Origin of the sequence: Lentzea sp. JNUCC 0626 (assembly GCF_043632865.1) — a bacterium.
Classification (GTDB): Bacteria; Actinomycetota; Actinomycetes; order Mycobacteriales; family Pseudonocardiaceae; genus Lentzea.
Genome location: NZ_CP171635.1, coordinates 1,745,014 through 1,762,854 on the forward strand (window position 1 = coordinate 1,745,014; position 17,841 = coordinate 1,762,854).

Sequence of the window (17,841 nt, forward strand, 5' to 3'; positions counted from 1 at the left end):
TGCGGATCCGGGACGCAACTCGCACGGGACGGGCGGTGACTGTGGTCGCGGCGGTTCTGGAGAACCTGCGAATGGAGGGAACGCCGCGCGGTCCGCGGACCTGCTACCGCTGTGCTCTTCGAACGATGGTGCCCGGTTCGCCCGCGCTAGTGGGGCATCCGACAGGTGTGCATCTGTCCGAGGTCGCCGCGGTCGACGCGCTGAACGAGTGGATCGATCGGCTCTTCGATCCGCTGAACCTTGAGCAGACGGTCTTGGCTCTCGTCGAATCGCAGGACGGCGGAACCTCGGAAGTGCGCGGCGGCCCAAGCCGGGTTGAGCGGGACACCGAGACCTGTTGCGCGGGATGCGGCGGCCATCTACGCGATGTTCGATTCGCTGGGCGACGTGAAGAAGGTGACTCTCGATGGGAGCATCCGGCCTGTTGGTAGGGATAAACCAGTGTCCGAGGCCCGAGTTGACCACTACGTCCACGTGCTCTACCAGCGGTTTTCGATGAGGCTTGACAGCTGAGGGTCACCTGGTCCGGGTTGGTGCGCTTCGGATCGGTTGTGGCACGCATGCCACAGCCAGCGGTTCAAAGGGACACGAACCTCTACGCCTGGACCACGCTCAAGGCGTGATGAACGCGATGGCTGTCGACGCACTCTGATCAATGTGGTCAGCGCTGATCGTGCGTCCCTTCTTCGGCGCGTGTTCGGATGGAAGCGCGCCACGCCAACCGCCAAGCAGATGTGAACGACCAGGCCCATCGTCGTGAGGCCGGGGATGATCACTGACGCGGTGCCGATTTCAGGAGCAGTGCGGAGGGTCAGGAGGCCTGCTGGGGAGGGCGTGGTGCCCGCAGCGTCCAATGCCGGTCAGCTCCTCGCCGGGTCGCATCGCGATCCCCCCAGCTCCTCGTGGGCCTTGGCCTTCGCAGAGGCCTACCAGATGCCAGCTGAAGGACAGAGCCGCAGACGCCTCGGACCTCCGAAGAGATGCCACTGGGGGACGCACCTCAGCGTGGGTCACTCGTTCTGTTCGGCCGTCTTCCAGGCCTTCGATTCGAACACTGCGAACCGAACGCACGGAGTCGGTCCGCTCCCAAGCCAAGATGACAACGGTTATCGTTGTGAGGTGATGCGTCAAAGCGAGGTCGACGGCTGGGTGGTGTCGCGACGCCGGGTGGCTGCCGCAAGGGGGCGACGTGTTGCGAAGGTCGATCTGGTGCGGGGCTGCGGTGGCGGCGCCGGTTCGGGTGTCAGGGGTGCGGCGACCGGTTCCGGCTCGCCGCGGCGTTTGCCGAACGCCAGGCCGAAGTACCAGTACGCCTGGGTGTACTGCTCGGATTTCGGGAATCCGAACTCGTCGCGGAGCCGGGTGCGCAGGTGTTTGAGAGAGCCGGCTTCCGGTCCGGCCCACGCGTACCAGTCGGACCAGTCGCGGGCTTCGATCGCGGCGGCCAGCGATGCCGGGCCCAGTCGTGGCACCGAGTGGATTCGCGCCCGCGGATGTCCGGTCAGCGGGATCGCGCGGTCGGCGTCGTGGTGCTGCTCCAGGTAGACCTCCACCGGCACGTCCGGCGGCACCGTGCCGAGAATCGCGTTGATCGCCGGCAGCGAGGCGGAGTCGCCGACCAGCAGATACCCGGCCGGCGGCTCGGGAGGGACCTCGAACTTCGTCGAACCCATCGACGTTGCCATGATCCGCTGACCGGGTCGCACGGTGGCGGCCCACGCCGACGCCGGTCCGGCCGGCTCGTGCAGCACCATGTCGATGCTGAACTGGCCGGTGGCCTCGTCAGCGGAGGAGATCGTGTACGCCCGCTGGTGCTCGCTGACGCCGTCGGCCGGATGCGGGAACCAGAACCGCAGCCAGGCGGTGGGTACGGCCATCGCGTCCTCGAACACTGTGGGCGAGTGCAGTCTCATCCGCACGAAGTGGTCGGTGATCTTCTCCGTGCCGAGAACCGTGACCTCGTGCTCGCGGGCGCCGTAGCCTCGCATCATCACGCCGGTGAACCCGCGCTTGGCCATCCTTGCAGCTCCCTTTGGGTGGCGGCGAGGTCGGTGATGATGTCGGCGACCGGCCGTCCGGGCGGTGCCACGCCGAGCAGGCCCCGGATCGCCCCGGTCAGCACCAGGAGCACGTACGTCCCCCGCTCGAACTGCGGCAGCACCGCGTGCGCGGCACCGAGCCCCGCATCGACCTCGAGGCCGGCCACAGCGGACCGGCGCTCACGGCCGATGCCGTCGGCATCGGCGAGCTCGATCGTGATGCTATGTTCCTCGGAGGCCGTGACAGCGATCGTCAGCGACGCGATCGCGCCACTGAGCACCACCGCGGCCTCGGCCGTGTAGCCACGCCGCACCAACGCCTCGACCTCGTCGGTCAGCACGCGCCGACCGGCCTCGCCACGCGGGAACAGCACCTGCAGGTACCGGGCGATCCCCGGATGGCCGAGCACGAACTCCCGCAACTGCGACGCGAACGACAGCAGATGCGGCTCGATGCCGTGCCGGGGGTCGTCGGTCAGGGTCAGCTCGGCGAGGAAGCTCTCGCCGACCAGCCGTTCCAGTCCCCACCGCCCGTCGACGTGCCGGTAGAGCGCGGCAGCGGTGACGCCGAGCTCCCCGGCGACCGCTTTCACGCTCAACTCGTTCATGCCCAGGGATCGGCCGGCCCGCACGATGTCGTCCGAGCTGATCCGGGCGGCACGACCCACCATCGGCATCCTTAGTTATAGGGGGTAACAAAGGGCACCCTAACTAAGGTCTTTCCCGACGTCAATCCAGACTTGCCGGCGGCGGGCGAGGTTGCGGCTGTCCTGGCTGGTAGCTGCGGCTGGCACAAGATGTAGTGGGGCGTGAGATCACTTACAGCATCATCTGGTGTGTCGAGTTCGCGCTAGATGACCTTGGGGCTTATGCTCTCGCGAACGATCTCGCCTCGGCGGCGTCGTAGTAGTAGCCGACGTGCACCTCGACGTCGGAAGCAGAGATTCGCCGGGCCTGTTCCACGGCGTACACATGGGAAGGACCAATCCGGCGATGATCGAGACCGGTGGGCTGCCGATCCGGCAGCCCAAGGAGGCGTACGTCTTCGACTACCCGTTCGCCGACGAGCTTGCCAAGACGCAGCGCAGCATCTTCTGGACGGCGGAGGAGATCGCGGTCCAGAACGACAAGCAGGACTTCCTGGCGAACATGAGCCCTGCCGAGCAGGAAGCGGTCAAGACGACCCTGAAGCTGTTCACGATCTACGAACTGATCCTCGGCGGGGAGGTCTGGGGCGACCGGCTGTTCCACGCGTTCCCTCGCCCCGAGCTGCAGATGATGTGCAACTCGTTCAGCTTCGCCGAGCTGAACATGCACGCGCCGTTCTACGCGAAGCTCAACCAGGTCCTCATGATCGACACCGAGGAGTTCTACACCTCGTACAAGAACGATCCGGTCCTGGACGAACGGATCGCGTTCGTGCACGAGGCGATCGCCGACGACGACCTGCTGTACGCCCTCGCGGTCTTCACGCTGATGGAGAACTGCGTTCTGTACAGCAACTTCGCGTTCCTGAAGCACTTCCAGTCACAGGGCAAGAACCTGATCCAGAACGTGGTTTCCGGCATCAACTTCTCGGCCCGTGACGAGAACCTGCACGCCACCGGCGGCGCCTGGTTGTTCAACACCCTCCTCGACGAGTACCGCGCCACGCCCGGCGCGGTGAAGGAGGAGATCGACGACCTGGTGACTCGCGTCCGGGCCGTGGCGGAGCACCTGTACCACCACGAGGCACGCATCGTCGAAATGCTCTTCTCGCACGGCCCCATCGACGGGATCCGCGAGGACGACCTGGACACCTTCGTGAAGTCCCGGGTCAACATGACGCTGGAGAACATGAATCTCGAGCCGCTGTTCGAGATCGGTGACAATCCCGTCGCCGAATGGTTCTACTCCGGCATCAACGGCACCCAGTTCCACGACTTCTTCCAGGTCACCGGTAACGAGTACAACCGCAACGTCGGCGAGATGGACTTCACCTTCGACGACGATGCTTTCTGAGCAGAGAGAAGCCGCAGTGAGTATCTGGGAGTCGCTGAGCGCCGAACGCAAGGCGCTGCAAGCAGCCGGGGAGATCCCACCCTTCATGACGACAGCCGGATATTCGATGTTCGTCAAGAAGTACATCGAGATGGACGGGACGGTGAAGTCGCGGTACGAGAAGATCGCCCGTACCGCCGCCGACATCGCCGACGAGTTGTATCCGCGCACCGGCGGCGAGGGCTGGTACGACGCGTTCTTCGAGGTGATCTGGAAGGGCTGGCTGTCGCCGTCCACGCCGGTCCTGGCGAACCTCGGTACCGACCGCGGGTTGCCGGTCAGCTGTGAGGGCTCCTACATCGAGGATTCGGTGTGGGGTTTCTACGACACCCTCAAAGAGGCGGCGCTGCTGTCCCAGCAGGGTTTCGGCACGTCCGCCTACCTGGGTGACATTCGTCCGCGTGGCGCGAAGTTCTCCGACAACGGCAAGGCCAACGGGGTCGTGCCGGTGTTCCAGAACTTCGTGGAGATGACCAACCAGATCAGTCAGGGTTCGACCCGGCGCGGGTCGTGGGCCGGGTACCTGCCGGTCGACCACGACGACTTCTTCGAGCTGGCCGACCTGATCTTCCGGGAGCCGGCGAACAAGAACGTCGGCTGGATCTTCACCCAGGACTTCATCGACCGGCTCGTCTCCGGCGACGCCGACGCACTCGCCCGGTACAAGCGGGTTCTGAAGATCCGGGCGGTCCTCGGCAAGGGCTACATCTGGAAGGTCGACACCGTCAACGACCTCCAGACCGAGAGCTACAAGGCGAACGGCCTGGCCAACAAGGCGTCCAACCTGTGCTCGGAGATCACGCTGTTCTCCGACGAGGACCACTCGTACACCTGCGTGCTGTCGTCGCTGAACCTGGCCACGTACCGCGAGTGGGAGGGCACCGACGTCGCGTTCACCGCGACGGTCTTCCTCGACGCGGTCGCCGAGGCGTTCCTGCGCCGGGCCCGTGAGATCCGCGGCCTGGAGCGGGCGATCCGCTACACCGAGAAGGCCCGCAGCCTGGGCCTCGGTGTCATGGGCTACCACGACATGCTCCAGCAGCGGATGATCGCGTTCGAGTCGCCGGAAGCCCGCGAGATCAACAAGGCGGTGTTCGCTTCGATCGCCGAGCAGGCGAACCGGGCCTCGGTGTGGATGGGTGAGGTCGCCGGAGTTCCCGAGTGGTGCGTCGGGCGGCGCAACAGCCACCTGATGGCGGTCGCCCCGACGATGAGCACCGCGTTGATCGTCGGCGGCACCAGCCAGGGCATCGAACCGTTCGTGGCGAACGTCTGGAACCAGACCACCTCGGCGGGTGAGATGGCCCGGGCCAACCCGAACCTGGTCTCGTTGATGAAGGAACGGGACGTCTACACCAGCGAGACGATCGACGACATCGTCGACAACGACGGCTCGGTGCAGCACGTGGACTGGCTGAAGGACGAGGAGAAGTCGGTCTTCAAGACTGCCTACGAGATCGACCAGGAAGTCATTCTCACGCAGGCCGCCGACCGGCAGCGGTTCATCGACCAGTCGCAGTCGCTGAACCTGTTCTTCAACGCGGACGCGACCCCTCAGGAAATCAGCCGCATTCACAAGAAGGCGCTGCTGGACCCGTACATCAAGAGTCTTTACTACATGCGTTCCCGGGCGGGCGTGCAGGCAAGCAAACAGAGGAGATGAGAATGAGTGAGCAGAGTGCCGTGATCGAGGCGGCGGGTCCGGTGGCGACGGAGGGCTCCGCCGACGCGGACTTCGCGATCGACTGGGACGACGACGACATGGAAGTGGGCCTGACCTGCCGCATGGAAGAGGGCTGCGTGACCTGCGAAGGCTGACCCTGGCGGCCACAGCTGCACGCCGGTGCCTGGTGCGGAGGTCGACGCCTCCAGGTGGTGCCGCTCTGGTCCGTGCGCCTTCGGCCACAACGCGGGCAGGTTTTTCCTCTGGCGGGCGGCAAGTTAGGTACCTAACTTGCCGCCCGCGGCGGCGTTAGGTCGCCTGTACCAGTTTCCTGAGTCTCCCTGGCTGGGCCGAGGACGGGCTTGCGGGCGGATGCTGTCGAACGTGCGTGGTGACCACTCGCCACCGATCAACAGCATGCGGTTCAGGTGGTCGAGCACTCGCTGGACTTTCCTCGTGTCTGGTTTTGTTGGCGTGTCGAGGCTCTTGCGGCGAACGCGGAGACTGTAAGTGGTTTCGGTGTCAGTGGAGCTGCCTCCCCAGCCGGTGCTGGTAGCGATGTCCCAACCGCGTTGGCGTCGCATCTGTGCGGCGAAGGCACGCAGGTCGTGGATCTTGCAGCCGCAGTTCAGGCGCAGACTTTTGCCCACGTAGGTGGCGCGGTCATTGGGTTCGCGGTCTTGAGGGACCAGCTGACCGAGTGCCAGGTGGGGGCTTGCAGTCCGGCGAGACCCCTGTGCAGGCGCTACGGCGGGAGTTGCGCGAGGAAGTCGGCCTCGTCGTCGACGATGATCCGCCGCGTGTCTGGCGTCAGGAGGTGCTGTCGCCCAGGTACGCCACGGACTGCAGGTGGTAGACGTTGGCTGAGATAGCCGGCTATCGAGGTGCTGACTTGTTCTCCCCGCGCGACCTCGCCTCGCCGGTCGCGACCTTGCTCACCGAAGAAGTTCCGGCTGAGCCGCTCTTGCTCGGGTTGTGAACAACTGGTTCCCATGGGCTGGGACAAGACCTAGAAATCGAGCGGTCCTGTACCGCTACAGTGAGTGTGCAGCTGGTTCGGCCGTCGCGAGTTCGTGGTGGTGGTCGAGGCAAGAGGGAATCCGGTGTGAATCCGGGACTGCCCCGCAGCGGTGAGTGGGAACGACCGCCGTCTGCCTCTTCGAGAGGCGAGCACTGAGCCGGGAGGCTTGGGAAGCGACGGCCAGTAGGAACCCGGCGCGAGCCGGAACGCCCATGAGTCCGAAGACCTGCCCGCTGTGCATCCACGACCGTGGGTGCAGGCCGAGACCTCGCGGGTGGGTCGGTGGCGAAGCACGGCCCGGTCAACGGCCGTGGTTTGTCGCGCGCTCCTTTCCGCAGGTCCACGTGGACTCGCGAAGGAGAGCCCCGTGACCCAGACCGTTCCGTCCAGCCGTGCCACCGTCCACGGCTATCCGCGCCAGGGTGCGCAGCGGCAGTTGAAGAAGGCGATCGAGTCCTACTGGGCTGGTCGCAGCGATGCCGATGCCCTGCTGCGTACCGCGCGTGAGCTGCGGTTGCAGAACCTGGCGGAGCTGCGTGACGCCGGGATCGACGAGGTTCCGAGCAACTACTTCTCGTTCTACGACCACGTGCTGGACACGGCCGTGCTGTTCGGTGCGGTTCCGGAGCGGCACCTGGCCGCGGTTCCCGACGCCACGACTCCGGCAGGTCAGCTGGACCGCTACTTCGCGATGGCTCGCGGTACCGCGGAGGCGCCGCCGCTGGAGATGACGAAGTGGTTCGACACCAACTACCACTACCTCGTGCCCGAACTCGGCCCAGACACCACCTTCACCCTCGACGCGAGCAAGCCGCTCGCCGAGTTCGCCGAAGCGTTCGCCGAGGGTGTGACGACGCGGCCGGTGCTGGTCGGGCCGGTCACGTTCCTGTTGCTGGCCAAGGACCCGACGGGCACCGAAGGCTTCCGGCCACTGGACCTGCTGGACCAGCTCGTGCCGCTGTACGCGGAGCTGCTGGGCAAGCTGCACGAGGCAGGCGCGGAGTGGGTGCAGATCGACGAGCCCGCGCTCGTGACCGACCAGCCGGCCGACGTGCTGGCCAAGGTCGCGGAGACCTACGCGCGGCTGGCCGCCGCACCTGCGCGCCCGAAGATCCTGGTCGCGACGTACTTCGACCGGCTCGGGGACGCGTTGCCGGTGCTGGCGAAGGCTCCTGTCGAGGGGCTGGCGCTGGACTTCACCGGTGATGCCGCGGCCAACCTCGACGCGCTCGCGTCCGTGGGTGGGCTGGGGGACAAGCGGCTTGTCGCCGGTGTGGTCAACGGGCGCAACATCTGGGCCGCGGATCTCACCGCCGCGTTGAGCACCCTCGGCACCCTGCTCGGGCTGGCGGGGTCGGTGGACGTGGCGGCGTCGTGTTCGTTGTTGCACGTGCCGTACGACGTGACGCTGGAGAGCGATCTCGACACCGAGATCGCGGGCTGGTTGTCGTTCGCGCGGCAGAAGCTCGAGGAGATCGTCACGCTGCGACGCGGGCTGACCGAGGGCCACGCCGCGATCAGCAACGTCCTGCACGTCAACCAGAGCCGGTTGGCGTCGCGGGCGGCGTCGCCGATCGTGAAGGTGCCCGCGGTGCGTGAGCGGGTCGCCGCGGTCACGGCCGCGGACCTGCGGCGCACCAGCGCGTACGGCACGCGGGCGAAGGCTCAGCACGAGCGGTTGAACCTGCCCCAGCTGCCGACCACGACCATCGGCTCGTTCCCGCAGACGCAGGAGCTGCGCAAGGCCCGTGCCGAGGTCCGGTCCGGGAAGATCGACCAGGCCGCGTACCAGGAGGCGATGCGCGCCGAGATCCGGTCGGTGATCGCCGAGCAGGAGAAGATCGGGCTGGACGTGCTGGTGCACGGCGAGCCCGAGCGCAACGACATGGTGCAGTACTTCGGCGAGCAGCTCACGGGGTTCCTGGCCACGCAGCACGGCTGGGTGCAGTCCTACGGCACGCGCTACGTCCGGCCGCCGCTGATCGTCGGCGACGTTTCCCGGCCCGCGCCGATGACCGTCGAGTGGTCTACCTACGCGCAGAGCCAGACGGAACGTCCGGTCAAGGGCATGCTCACCGGTCCGGTGACAATGCTCGCGTGGTCGTTCGTGCGCGACGACCAGCCGGAGGGCGACACCGCACGGCAGGTCGCGCTCGCGTTGCGCGACGAGGTCGTGGACCTGGAGGCGGCCGGGATCTCGGTGATCCAGGTCGACGAGCCGGCGCTGCGCGAGACCCTGCCGCTGCGCACGGCCGACCGGGCCGCGTACCTGGAGTGGGCCGTCGCCTCGTTCCAACTGGCGACGGCGGGCGTGCGGGACGACACGCAGGTCCACACGCACATGTGCTACGCGGAGTTCGGTGATGTCCTCCAGGCCATTGTGGACATGGACGCCGACGTGATCAGCCTGGAGGCGGCGCGGTCGAACATGGCCATCGTCGACGGGCTCGCACAGGCCGGTTACCCGAACGAGGCAGGTCCTGGCGTGTGGGACATCCACTCTCCGCGCGTGCCGTCCGTCGAGGAGATCGTCGGGCACCTGAGCGTCGCGACCGCGGCGTTCCCGGCTGAACGGCTGTGGGTCAACCCCGACTGCGGTCTCAAGACGCGTGGTTACCCGGAGGTCCGGGCGACCTTGACGAACCTGGTGGAGGCCACCGGGCAGTTGAGGTCTCGCGCGTGACGAGTGGGCAGCTTTCCCCGCGGCGTGCGTTTTCCTCGCACGCCGCGGTTCCCGCGCCGCGTTCCCCGCGCCTGAGCACGGTGCGGGAGCGCCTGTCCGCCGGCAAACCGTTGTTGTCGCTGGAGTTCATGCCGCCGCGTGAGACCGACGACGCCGACAAGATCTGGCAGAACGTGCGAAAGCTGGAGTCGCTGCGGCCTGGTTTCGTGTCCGTCACCTACGGCGCGGGCGGGTCGACCCGGGACAACACGATCGCGGTGGCGGCCCGGATCGCCGACGAGACCACGATGTTGCCGGTCGTCCACCTGACCGCGGTGGACCACTCGGTGCGCGACCTGCGCTCGTTCGTCGGGGCGCTGGCCGACGCCGGGGTCGTCAACGTGCTGGCGTTGCGCGGAGATCCGCCCGGTGACGTCACCGGTGAGTGGGTGCGCCACCCGGAAGGGTTGGAGTACGCGAGCGAACTGGTGACGTTGTTGCGCGAGCACGGCGACTTCTGCGTCGGGGTGGCGGCGTTTCCGCATCGGCATCCGCGTTCGGACACCGTGCGGGACGACACGCGGCACTTCGTGGCGAAGTGCCGGGCGGGCGCGGACTACGCGATCACGCAGATGTTCTTCGACGCGGACGACTACCTGAGGTTGCGGGACCGGGTGGCCGTCGAAGGGTGTGACACGCCGATCATCCCGTCGCTGATGCCGGTCACGACGATGAGGACCATCGCCCGTTCGGAACAGTTGTCCGGCGCGCCGTTCCCGCCGCACCTCGCGCAACGGTTCGCCGCCGTCGCGGACGATCCGGCGGCGGTGCGGGCGCTCGGCATCGAGCAGGCGATCCTGCTCGGGCAACGACTGCTGGCCGAGGGCGTGCCGGGGCTGCACTTCGTCACGTTCAACTTCGCCCGGGCCACCACGGAGGTGGTCGCCGAACTCCCGATCCCGCTCTGATGCCCCCGAAACCACGCCGCATCCAGGTCGACGGGAACGAACTGGTCGTGCTCTCCGCCCACGTCTACGAGAGTCTGGAAGGTCAACGCCGCCAGATCGGCGCGCAGAACGCCAGGCTCCGAGCGTTGCGGACGCGGCTCGACCAGTTCGCCGAGTTCGTCGACCGACTCGAAGAGCTCGCGGCCACCCTGCCCGCGTGCCCGCCGGAGCTCCTCGCCGAGCTCGCGAACCGCCCTGACAGGACGAGAGACCAGCGACCGTGACCCTTGACCAGACACTGTTCGCCGCGCCGGGCGTGAGCAGGCCGGACATCGGCCCGCTCAAGGTGATGGGCGTCCTCAACGCCACCCCGGACTCGTTCTGGCCCGGCAGCCGGTACGACGCCACGGCGCGAGCGATCGCCGCGGGCGAGCAGATGTTCGCCGACGGCGCCTGGGTCGTCGACGTCGGCGGGGAGTCGACCCGGCCGGGCGCGGTGCAGGTGTCCGCCGACGAGGAACTGGACCGCATCGGCCCGATCGTCTCGGGGCTGGCGGTCCACGGCCGGGTGTCCGTCGACACCCGGCATGCCGAGGTCGCGGAGGCCGCCGTCCGGCTGGGCGCATCGATCGTCAACGACGTGTCCGGCACCCTGCACGAGGTGGCCACGCGCCTCGGCGTCGGCTACGTCGGCATGCACTCGACGGTCGTTCCGGTACCGGCCGGAGCGCAGCCGAGCTACGACGACGTGGTGGCCGAGGTGAGCGCGCACCTCCTGGAGATCGGCGCGGCGGCCGGGGCGGTCGAGTTGTGGATCGACCCGGGAATCGGCTTCGGCAAGGGCATCGAGGACAACCTGAGGTTGCTGCGCCGCCTGCCGGAGCTCTGCGGCCTGGGCATCCCGGTCCTGCTCGGCGTGAGCCGCAAGTCGTTCATCGGCACGATCACCGGCCGCCCGGTGGAGGACCGGCTCGCGGCTTCGCTGGCCGTGGTCGCGCCGGCGTGGTCGGCTGGTGTCGACGTGATCCGGGTGCACGACGTCCCGCAGACCAGGGACACCATCGCTGTGCTCGAGGCGATCTAGGGTGGGCGGTGACGAACCAGGAGCGGAACGGCCGGGTCGTGTTCCTCAACGGCACGTCCAGTTCCGGCAAGACGACGCTGGCACGCTCCATTCAGGACCGTGCGAACCGGCCCCACCTCCACTGGGGGATCGATGGGCTGTTCGCGATGGTGCCGCCGCGCTGGGGTGGTGGGCTCGACGGCCCGCTGAGCAGGGAAGGCTTCTGGTACGACCGGACCGGGCACGATGAGCGTGGACCGCTGGCCGTCATTCGCTACGGCCCGGCCGGTGCGCGGATGCTGGCGGCGGGGTGCCGCGCGGCGGCCGAGCTGGTACGGGGCGGAAACGACCTGATCATCGACGAGATGCTGCTCGCTCCCGAGCTCGCGCCGCTGTGGCTGGACGCGCTGCGAGGCCTCGACGTGCTGTTCGTGCACGTGACGTGCCCGTTGCCGTTGTTGGAAGAACGCGAACGGGCGCGGAACAACCCCGCTGGGCTGGCACGGGGGCATCTCGCCACGACCGGGGAGGCTCCGTTCGACTACGGCCTCGTGGTCGACACGAGCACGGCATCGCCGGAGGAACTGGCCGACACCGTGCTGAACCTGGGTTAGGCCGGTGGGTAGGGCAGCATCGTGCTGCTGTGCTCGTCGACGCGCAGCGGCTTGCCGATCACCGGGAACGCCCGCTGCGGGCACGCCGGTCGTTCGCACACCTTGCAGCCCATGCCGATCGGGGTGACGGCGGCGTCCGCGCCGAGCGCGAGGCCGTCGGAGTAGACGAGCCGGTGGGCGTGGCGGAGTTCGCAGCCCAGGCCGATGACGAACGTCTTGCCGGGGTCGTGGTGGCCGCCCGCCTGCCGGGAGATCGTGCGGGCGATCCAGAAGTACTTCTTGCCGTCGGGTAGTTCGGCGATCTGGGTGTGGACGCGGCCGGGCGCGCTGAACGCCTCGTAGATGATCCACAGTGGACAGGAGCCGCCGACCCGGGAGAAGTGGAAGCCGGTGGCGGACTGGCGTTTGGAGATGTTGCCCGCGCGGTCGACGCGGACGAACGAGAACGGCACGCCGCGGGTTCCCTTGCGTTGCAACGTGGACAGGCGGTGGCAGATGGACTCGAAGCCGGTGCCGAACTCGGCGGAGAGCCTGCCGATGTCGTAGCGGTGGCGTTCGGCGGCACCGAGGAACACGCGGTAGGGCAGCACGAGCGCACCGGCGAAGTAGTTCGCGAGGCCGATGCGGGCCAGCGCGCGGGCGGTGTCGTCGCTGAACGGGCGTACGAGGCGGTCGATCACGTCGCCCGCTTCGAGCAACGCGAGTTCGGTGGCCATGCGGAACGCGGCCTGGCCCGGCCGCAAGCCCGGAGACAGGTGCAGGACCCGCCGGTCGGGGTCGTAGCGGTGCTGTTCGGTGTCGGCGCCGCCGGTGGTGACGTCGATGCCGTGTCGCCGGGCCAGGCCGGTGATCAGGGCGGCGTGGGCCTGGCCGGGGGCGATGCGCAGGTCGGTGGCGAGCTGTTCGGCGGGCAGGTCGAGTTCGGGGATGTAGTTGTTGCGCCGGTAGAAGTAGTCGCGGATCTCCTCGTGCGGCTGCTGCGCCGAGGTGCGGTCGAGGCCCTGTTCGGAGACGAGGGCGGCGATGTTCTCGGTCGCCTCGCGGTAACGGCGGTGCAGGCCCACCAGGACGTGCGCGACGCCGGGCAGGTTCGCGGTGAGCTGGTCGAGGTCGGCGAGGGAGAGGGCGCCGCCGATCGACGAGTCGGCGAACACCTCGCGGACGTCGGCGATGAGCCGTGCCGTGTCGCGCGGGGCGAAGAACTCGGCGTCGGCACCGAACTTCTCCGTCAACCGCAACAACACCGGCATCGTCAACGGCCTGGTGTTGTGCTCCAGCTGGCTGACGTAGCTGGGGGAGATGTCCAGCTCCGCGGCGAAGTCGCTGACCGACATACCACCGCGCAGCTGACGCAGCCTCGCGCCCGCGTAGATCTTCTCCACTTCACAAGTTTTACAAAACGTCCCCAACCCTGCACAAGTTTTGACAGCGCAGAACGCTGACAGGCGCTGATTCGGGGTGGAAAGGTCGTTGTCAGGACGTGACAGCCGTAGCAAGGAGTCGTTGTGGAGATCGCACGGGTAGGTGTCGTCGGTGCCGGGCAGATGGGCGCGGGCATCGCGGAGGTGTGCGCTCGGGCCGGTCTGGACGTGCTGGTGTGCGAGGAGCACCAGCTGGCGGCGGACTCCGGGCGGGAGCGGGTCCTGGCCTCGCTGAACCGCGCCGTGAAGGCGGGGAAGCTCGACAAGGCGGCGGCCGAGCAGGCGTCGTGGCGGCTGCGGTTCACCACCGACCTGACGGAGTTCGCGGACCGGCAGCTGGTGATAGAGGCGGTCGCGGAGGACGAGCGGCTCAAGACCGAGCTGTTCACGCAGCTGGACAAGGTGGTCGAGGACCCCGCGGCGATCCTCGCGACCAACACCTCGTCGATCCCCGTGATGCGGCTGGCGATGGCGACCAACCGCGCCGCGCAGGTCGTCGGCCTGCACTTCTTCAACCCCGTGCCGGTGCTACCGCTGGTCGAGGTCGTGGGCTCGCTGCTCACCTCGCCGTCCACTGTGGACCGGGCGACGCGGTTCGCCACCGAGGTGCTGGGCAAGCAGACGATCCAGGCACGTGACCGGGCGGGGTTCGTCGTGAACGCGCTGCTGGTGCCGTACCTGTTGTCGGCGATCCGGATGGTCGAGTCCGGGTTCGCCACGGCCGCCGACGTCGACCGCGGCATGCAGCTCGGCTGCGCGCACCCGATGGGCCCGCTCAGGCTGACCGACCTGATCGGCCTCGACACCGTCGCGGCCATCGCGGACTCCCTCTACGAGGAGTTCAAGGAACCCCTGTACTCACCGCCGCCGCTCCTGCTGCGCATGGTCGACGCCGGCCTGCTCGGCAAGAAGACCGGCCGTGGCTTCTACGTCCTCGAGGCGAAGTGATGATCAACCACAGCGTGCGCACCTACCCGTCCGCCGAGCCCTTGCCCCGCGAGGAGCAGCTGGCCTGGAAGCTCGCCGCCGCCGCGACCGACGACGTCGAGATCGCCGCCGACGTCGTCGACATGGTGATCAACCGGGTCATCGACAACGCCGCTGTCGCCGCGGCCTCGTTCACTCGTGGCCCGGTGCTCGCCGCCCGCGACCAGGCGGCACGGCACCCCGCCACACCCGGAGCGACGGTGTTCGGGCTGATCGGGCGCTACTCGCCCGCGTGGGCGGCGTGGGCCAACGGGGTCGCGGTGCGCGAGCTCGACTACCACGACACGTTCCTCGCGGCGGACTACTCGCACCCCGGCGACAACATCCCGCCGATCCTCGCTGTCGCCCAGCACACCGGACGCACCGGCGCCGACCTGGTCCGCGGCATCGTCGCGGGCTACGAACTGCAGGTCGACCTGGTGCACGGAATCTGCCTGCACGAGCACAAGATCGACCACATCGCGCACCTCGGCCCGTCCGCGGCGGGCGGCATCGGCGCGTTGCTCGGACTCGACACCGAGACCGTCTACCAGGCCATCGGCCAGGCCCTGCACACCACGACCACGACCAGGCAGTCGCGCAAGGGCGAGATCTCGTCGTGGAAGGCCTACGCGCCGGGCTTCGCGGGCAAGGTCGCGATCGAGGCCGTGGACCGGGCGATGCGCGGACAGGGCGCGCCGAGCCCGATCTACGAGGGCGAGGACGGCTTCATCGCCTGGCTGCTGAGCGGGAAGAACGCCACCTACACCGTCCCGCTCCCGGCGCCAGGCGAGGCGAAGCGCGCGATCCTGAGCACCTACACCAAAGAACACTCCGCCGAGTACCAGAGCCAGGCGCTCATCGACCTCGCCCGCCGCCTCGGCCCGCGCGTCGGCGACCTCTCCAACGTCGTGCGTATCGTCATCCACACGAGCCACCACACGCACAACGTGATCGGGTCCGGCGCGAACGATCCGCAGAAGTACGACCCCGCCGCCAGCCGCGAGACCCTCGACCACTCGATCCCGTACATCTTCGCGGTCGCGCTGCAGGACGGCACCTGGCACCACGAACGCTCCTACGCGCCGGAACGTGCGCGCCGCTCTGACACCGTCGAGCTGTGGCAGAAGGTCACCACGACCGAGGACCCGGAGTGGACCCGCCGCTACCACCTGCCGGAGCCGGCGTTCGGCGGTCGCGTCGAGGTGGAGCTCGTCGACGGCACTGTAGTCAGCGACGAGATCGCGGTCGCCGACGCGCATCCGGCGGGCGCGCGGCCGTTCGGAAGGGAGCAGTACGTGGCGAAGTTCCGCACGCTGACCGAAGGTGTCGTCACCGAGGCGGCGCAGGACCAGTTCCTCGACGTCGTGACCCGCCTCGACACGCTGACCGCCGAAGAGGTGGCCGGACTCTCGCTGCTGCCGGAGCACATCCTCCCACCCGCGACCAAGGGGTTGTTCTGATGGCCGTCACCATCCACAAGGGACTGGCCGGCGTCGCGGTCGACACGACGGCCGTGTCGATGGTGAACCCGGACACGAACTCGTTGACGTATCGCGGTTACGCCGTGCAGGATCTCGCGGCGCACTGCCGGTTCGAGGAGGTCGCGCACCTGCTCTGGCACGGCGAACTGCCCACCCCGGCGCAGCTCGCCGCCCAGAACGAGTTCGAACGGGCGCACCGGGCGCTGCCCCGTGACCTGGTGACGCTCCTGCTCACGTTGCCCGCCTCCGCGCACCCGATGGACAGCCTGCGCACGGCGGTGAGCGTGCTCGGCGCTCACGACCCGTTCGAGAACGACGACTCGCTGGAAGCCAACCGCGCCAAGGCGTTGCGGCTGTTCGCGATGCTGCCCTCAGCCGTCGCCCTCAACCAGCGGCTGCGCAGGGGACTGCTGCCCCTGGAGCCCCGCGACGACCTCGGTTACGCGGAGAACTTCCTGTACATGACGTTCGGAGCGGTCCCGGAACCCGAGATCGTCCGCGCGTTCGAGATCTCCCTCGTCCTCTACGCCGAGCACAGCTTCAACGCCTCGACGTTCACCGCCCGCGTGGTGACCTCGACGCTGTCCGACCTCTACAGCGCGGTCACGGCGGCGATCGGTGCGTTGAAGGGTCCGTTGCACGGCGGCGCCAACGAAGCCGTCATGGACACCTTCGAGGAGATCGGCAGCGCGGACCGCGTGCCGGAGTGGCTGACCGGGGCGTTGGCGGACAAGCGCAAGATCATGGGCTTCGGCCACCGCGTCTACAAGCGTGGCGACTCCCGCGTCCCCACGATGGACGCCGCACTGCGGTCGGTCGCGGAGCTGAAGGGCGCGGGGGAGTTGCTGGCCCTGCACGACGGTCTCGCGGCGGCGATGCTGGAAGCGAAGGGGTTGCACCCGAACCTCGACTACCCGGCCGGCCCCGCCTACCACCTGATGGGCTTCGACACCGCCGTGTTCACGCCGATCTTCGTGGCCGCCCGCGTCACCGGCTGGACCGCGCACGTCGTCGAGCAGCTCGAAGGCAACAGCCTGATCCGCCCGACGAGCGTGTACGACGGCCCGGCTCAGCGGGAGCTGGCGCTCAGGTAGTCCTTCGTCCGCACGATCTCCTCGCGTTCGGCGAAGGTGGACAGCTCGTCGCGCACCGACGAGCTGTCCCCGTCTTCGAAGATCGCGCGCAACGTCCGCTGGTAGGCCGAGATGGCGGCGCGTTGCAGGTCCGACGGGATGATCACCAGCCGGTAGCCGAGTTCCCGCAGGCGTTCGGCCGGCACGACCGGGGTCTTGCCGCCGTGGAACATGTTGATGAGCTTGGGTTCCGGGATCGCCTCGGCGACCAGTTCGATCTGCTCGACGGTCTCCGGCGCCTCCACGAAGATCACGTCCGCGCCGGCGTCGAGATACGCGCGGGCACGGGTGAGCGCGGCGTCGAACCCCTCGACGGCGATGGCGTCGGTGCGGGCGATCACCACGAAGTCCGGGTCCTGGCGTGCTTTCAGCATCGCCCCGAGCTTGAGGGTCATCTCCTCGACCGGCACGAGCGACTTGTCGTCGAGGTGCCCGCACCGCTTGGGGAACGTCTGGTCCTCGACGTGCAGCCCGGCCACGCCGATGCGTTCGTAGGACTGGATGGTGCGCACGGCGTTGACCTCGTTGCCGAACCCGGTGTCGGCGTCCGCGATGATCGGCAGGCTGGTGACCTCGGCCATCTGCGTCAGCCGGTCGAGCACCTCGGTGAAGCTCAGCAGCCCGATGTCCGGCACCCCGGCGCTGCGGGCGATCGCGCCGCCGCTGCCGTAGACCAGCTCGAACCCCGCCTGCTCGACGAGGCGCGTCGTCAGCCCGTCGAACGCTCCGGGCGCGAGGTGCACGCCGTCGCCGTTGATCATTTCGCGCAGCTTGGCCCGTGTATTCAC

Annotated in this window: 17 protein-coding genes and 1 riboswitch; of the genes, 12 read left to right on the forward strand and 5 right to left on the reverse strand. The window is 68.1% G+C overall.

What is annotated here, in order from left to right:
* Positions 1 to 146: 146 nt before the first annotated feature.
* From JNUCC0626_RS07830 to JNUCC0626_RS07840, 3 genes are all read right to left on the reverse strand, one after another.
* The gene (locus JNUCC0626_RS07830; protein WP_394618999.1) at positions 147 to 359 is read right to left on the reverse strand and encodes a hypothetical protein; all 213 of its coding nucleotides are present in this window, start codon (positions 357 to 359) and stop codon (positions 147 to 149) included.
* A gap of 768 nt (positions 360 to 1,127) precedes the next feature.
* Entirely contained in the window at positions 1,128 to 2,018 is an 891-nt protein-coding gene (locus tag JNUCC0626_RS07835; RefSeq protein WP_394619000.1) for a siderophore-interacting protein, read from the reverse strand.
* Complete coding sequence (locus JNUCC0626_RS07840; protein ID WP_394619001.1) at positions 1,991 to 2,710, reverse strand: TetR/AcrR family transcriptional regulator; 720 nt, start codon at positions 2,708 to 2,710, stop codon at positions 1,991 to 1,993. Before JNUCC0626_RS07840 ends, JNUCC0626_RS07835 begins: the two co-directional genes overlap by 28 nt.
* Before the next feature lie 322 nt (positions 2,711 to 3,032).
* On the opposite strand from JNUCC0626_RS07840, the gene JNUCC0626_RS07845 reads away from it, so the two are divergent.
* The 9 genes from JNUCC0626_RS07845 (at position 3,033) to JNUCC0626_RS07885 (ending at position 12,049) form a co-directional block, all read left to right on the forward strand.
* Positions 3,033 to 4,040, forward strand: coding sequence for a ribonucleotide-diphosphate reductase subunit beta (locus tag JNUCC0626_RS07845; protein ID WP_394619002.1), 1,008 nt, complete (start codon positions 3,033 to 3,035; stop codon positions 4,038 to 4,040).
* A gap of 16 nt (positions 4,041 to 4,056) precedes the next feature.
* Entirely contained in the window at positions 4,057 to 5,742 is a 1,686-nt protein-coding gene (locus tag JNUCC0626_RS07850; RefSeq protein WP_394619003.1) for a ribonucleotide reductase N-terminal alpha domain-containing protein, read from the forward strand.
* A 2-nt stretch (positions 5,743 to 5,744) separates the two neighbouring features.
* On the forward strand, positions 5,745 to 5,897 hold the full coding sequence (locus tag JNUCC0626_RS07855; protein ID WP_394619004.1) for a hypothetical protein: 153 nt from the start codon (positions 5,745 to 5,747) through the stop codon (positions 5,895 to 5,897).
* Between the two features lie 431 nt (positions 5,898 to 6,328).
* Positions 6,329 to 6,598, forward strand: coding sequence for an NUDIX domain-containing protein (locus JNUCC0626_RS07860; RefSeq protein ID WP_394619005.1), 270 nt, complete (start codon positions 6,329 to 6,331; stop codon positions 6,596 to 6,598).
* A 179-nt stretch (positions 6,599 to 6,777) separates the two neighbouring features.
* Positions 6,778 to 7,011: riboswitch (cobalamin riboswitch) on the forward strand.
* A 119-nt stretch (positions 7,012 to 7,130) separates the two neighbouring features.
* Entirely contained in the window at positions 7,131 to 9,446 is a 2,316-nt protein-coding gene (metE, locus tag JNUCC0626_RS07865) for a 5-methyltetrahydropteroyltriglutamate--homocysteine S-methyltransferase (RefSeq protein ID WP_394619006.1), read from the forward strand.
* A gap of 71 nt (positions 9,447 to 9,517) precedes the next feature.
* Positions 9,518 to 10,393, forward strand: a complete 876-nt coding sequence (locus tag JNUCC0626_RS07870; protein WP_394621990.1) for a methylenetetrahydrofolate reductase — start codon at positions 9,518 to 9,520, stop codon at positions 10,391 to 10,393.
* The gene (locus JNUCC0626_RS07875) at positions 10,393 to 10,656 is read left to right on the forward strand and encodes a hypothetical protein (RefSeq protein WP_394619007.1); all 264 of its coding nucleotides are present in this window, start codon (positions 10,393 to 10,395) and stop codon (positions 10,654 to 10,656) included. Before JNUCC0626_RS07870 ends, JNUCC0626_RS07875 begins: the two co-directional genes overlap by 1 nt.
* On the forward strand, positions 10,653 to 11,456 hold the full coding sequence (gene folP / locus JNUCC0626_RS07880; RefSeq protein WP_394619008.1) for a dihydropteroate synthase: 804 nt from the start codon (positions 10,653 to 10,655) through the stop codon (positions 11,454 to 11,456). Before JNUCC0626_RS07875 ends, folP begins: the two co-directional genes overlap by 4 nt.
* An 8-nt stretch (positions 11,457 to 11,464) precedes the next feature.
* Complete coding sequence (locus JNUCC0626_RS07885; protein WP_394619009.1) at positions 11,465 to 12,049, forward strand: chloramphenicol phosphotransferase CPT family protein; 585 nt, start codon at positions 11,465 to 11,467, stop codon at positions 12,047 to 12,049.
* Here JNUCC0626_RS07885 and JNUCC0626_RS07890 read toward each other — a convergent pair.
* A complete protein-coding gene (locus tag JNUCC0626_RS07890; RefSeq protein WP_394619010.1) occupies positions 12,046 to 13,431 on the reverse strand; it encodes a short-chain fatty acyl-CoA regulator family protein in 1,386 nt (461 codons plus the stop codon). The genes JNUCC0626_RS07885 and JNUCC0626_RS07890 overlap by 4 nt on opposite strands.
* A 123-nt stretch (positions 13,432 to 13,554) precedes the next feature.
* Between JNUCC0626_RS07890 and JNUCC0626_RS07895 the strand changes: the two genes are divergently transcribed.
* The 3 genes from JNUCC0626_RS07895 to JNUCC0626_RS07905 are packed head-to-tail and all read left to right on the forward strand — an operon-like array spanning position 13,555 to position 17,014.
* A complete protein-coding gene (locus tag JNUCC0626_RS07895) occupies positions 13,555 to 14,418 on the forward strand; it encodes a 3-hydroxybutyryl-CoA dehydrogenase (protein ID WP_394619011.1) in 864 nt (287 codons plus the stop codon).
* On the forward strand, positions 14,418 to 15,899 hold the full coding sequence (locus JNUCC0626_RS07900; RefSeq protein WP_394619012.1) for an MmgE/PrpD family protein: 1,482 nt from the start codon (positions 14,418 to 14,420) through the stop codon (positions 15,897 to 15,899). Before JNUCC0626_RS07895 ends, JNUCC0626_RS07900 begins: the two co-directional genes overlap by 1 nt.
* Complete coding sequence (locus tag JNUCC0626_RS07905; RefSeq protein ID WP_394619013.1) at positions 15,899 to 17,014, forward strand: bifunctional 2-methylcitrate synthase/citrate synthase; 1,116 nt, start codon at positions 15,899 to 15,901, stop codon at positions 17,012 to 17,014. Before JNUCC0626_RS07900 ends, JNUCC0626_RS07905 begins: the two co-directional genes overlap by 1 nt.
* Here JNUCC0626_RS07905 and JNUCC0626_RS07910 read toward each other — a convergent pair.
* Positions 16,990 to 17,841 carry an isocitrate lyase/PEP mutase family protein gene (locus tag JNUCC0626_RS07910; RefSeq protein ID WP_394619014.1) on the reverse strand — a complete coding sequence of 284 codons (852 nt, stop codon included), beginning with the start codon at positions 17,839 to 17,841 and terminating at the stop codon, positions 16,990 to 16,992. The genes JNUCC0626_RS07905 and JNUCC0626_RS07910 overlap by 25 nt on opposite strands.

Coding starts and splice junctions, on each gene's coding strand:
- JNUCC0626_RS07855 (WP_394619004.1), top strand. CDS start 5,745: ATGAGTGAGCAGAGTGCCGTGATCGAGGCGGCGGGTCCGGTGGCGACG.
- JNUCC0626_RS07900 (WP_394619012.1), top strand. CDS start 14,418: ATGATCAACCACAGCGTGCGCACCTACCCGTCCGCCGAGCCCTTGCCC.
- JNUCC0626_RS07840 (WP_394619001.1), bottom strand. CDS start 2,710: ATGGTGGGTCGTGCCGCCCGGATCAGCTCGGACGACATCGTGCGGGCC.
- JNUCC0626_RS07845 (WP_394619002.1), top strand. CDS start 3,033: ATGATCGAGACCGGTGGGCTGCCGATCCGGCAGCCCAAGGAGGCGTAC.
- JNUCC0626_RS07905 (WP_394619013.1), top strand. CDS start 15,899: ATGGCCGTCACCATCCACAAGGGACTGGCCGGCGTCGCGGTCGACACG.
- JNUCC0626_RS07875 (WP_394619007.1), top strand. CDS start 10,393: ATGCCCCCGAAACCACGCCGCATCCAGGTCGACGGGAACGAACTGGTC.
- JNUCC0626_RS07830 (WP_394618999.1), bottom strand. CDS start 359: ATGGCCGCCGCATCCCGCGCAACAGGTCTCGGTGTCCCGCTCAACCCG.
- JNUCC0626_RS07835 (WP_394619000.1), bottom strand. CDS start 2,018: ATGGCCAAGCGCGGGTTCACCGGCGTGATGATGCGAGGCTACGGCGCC.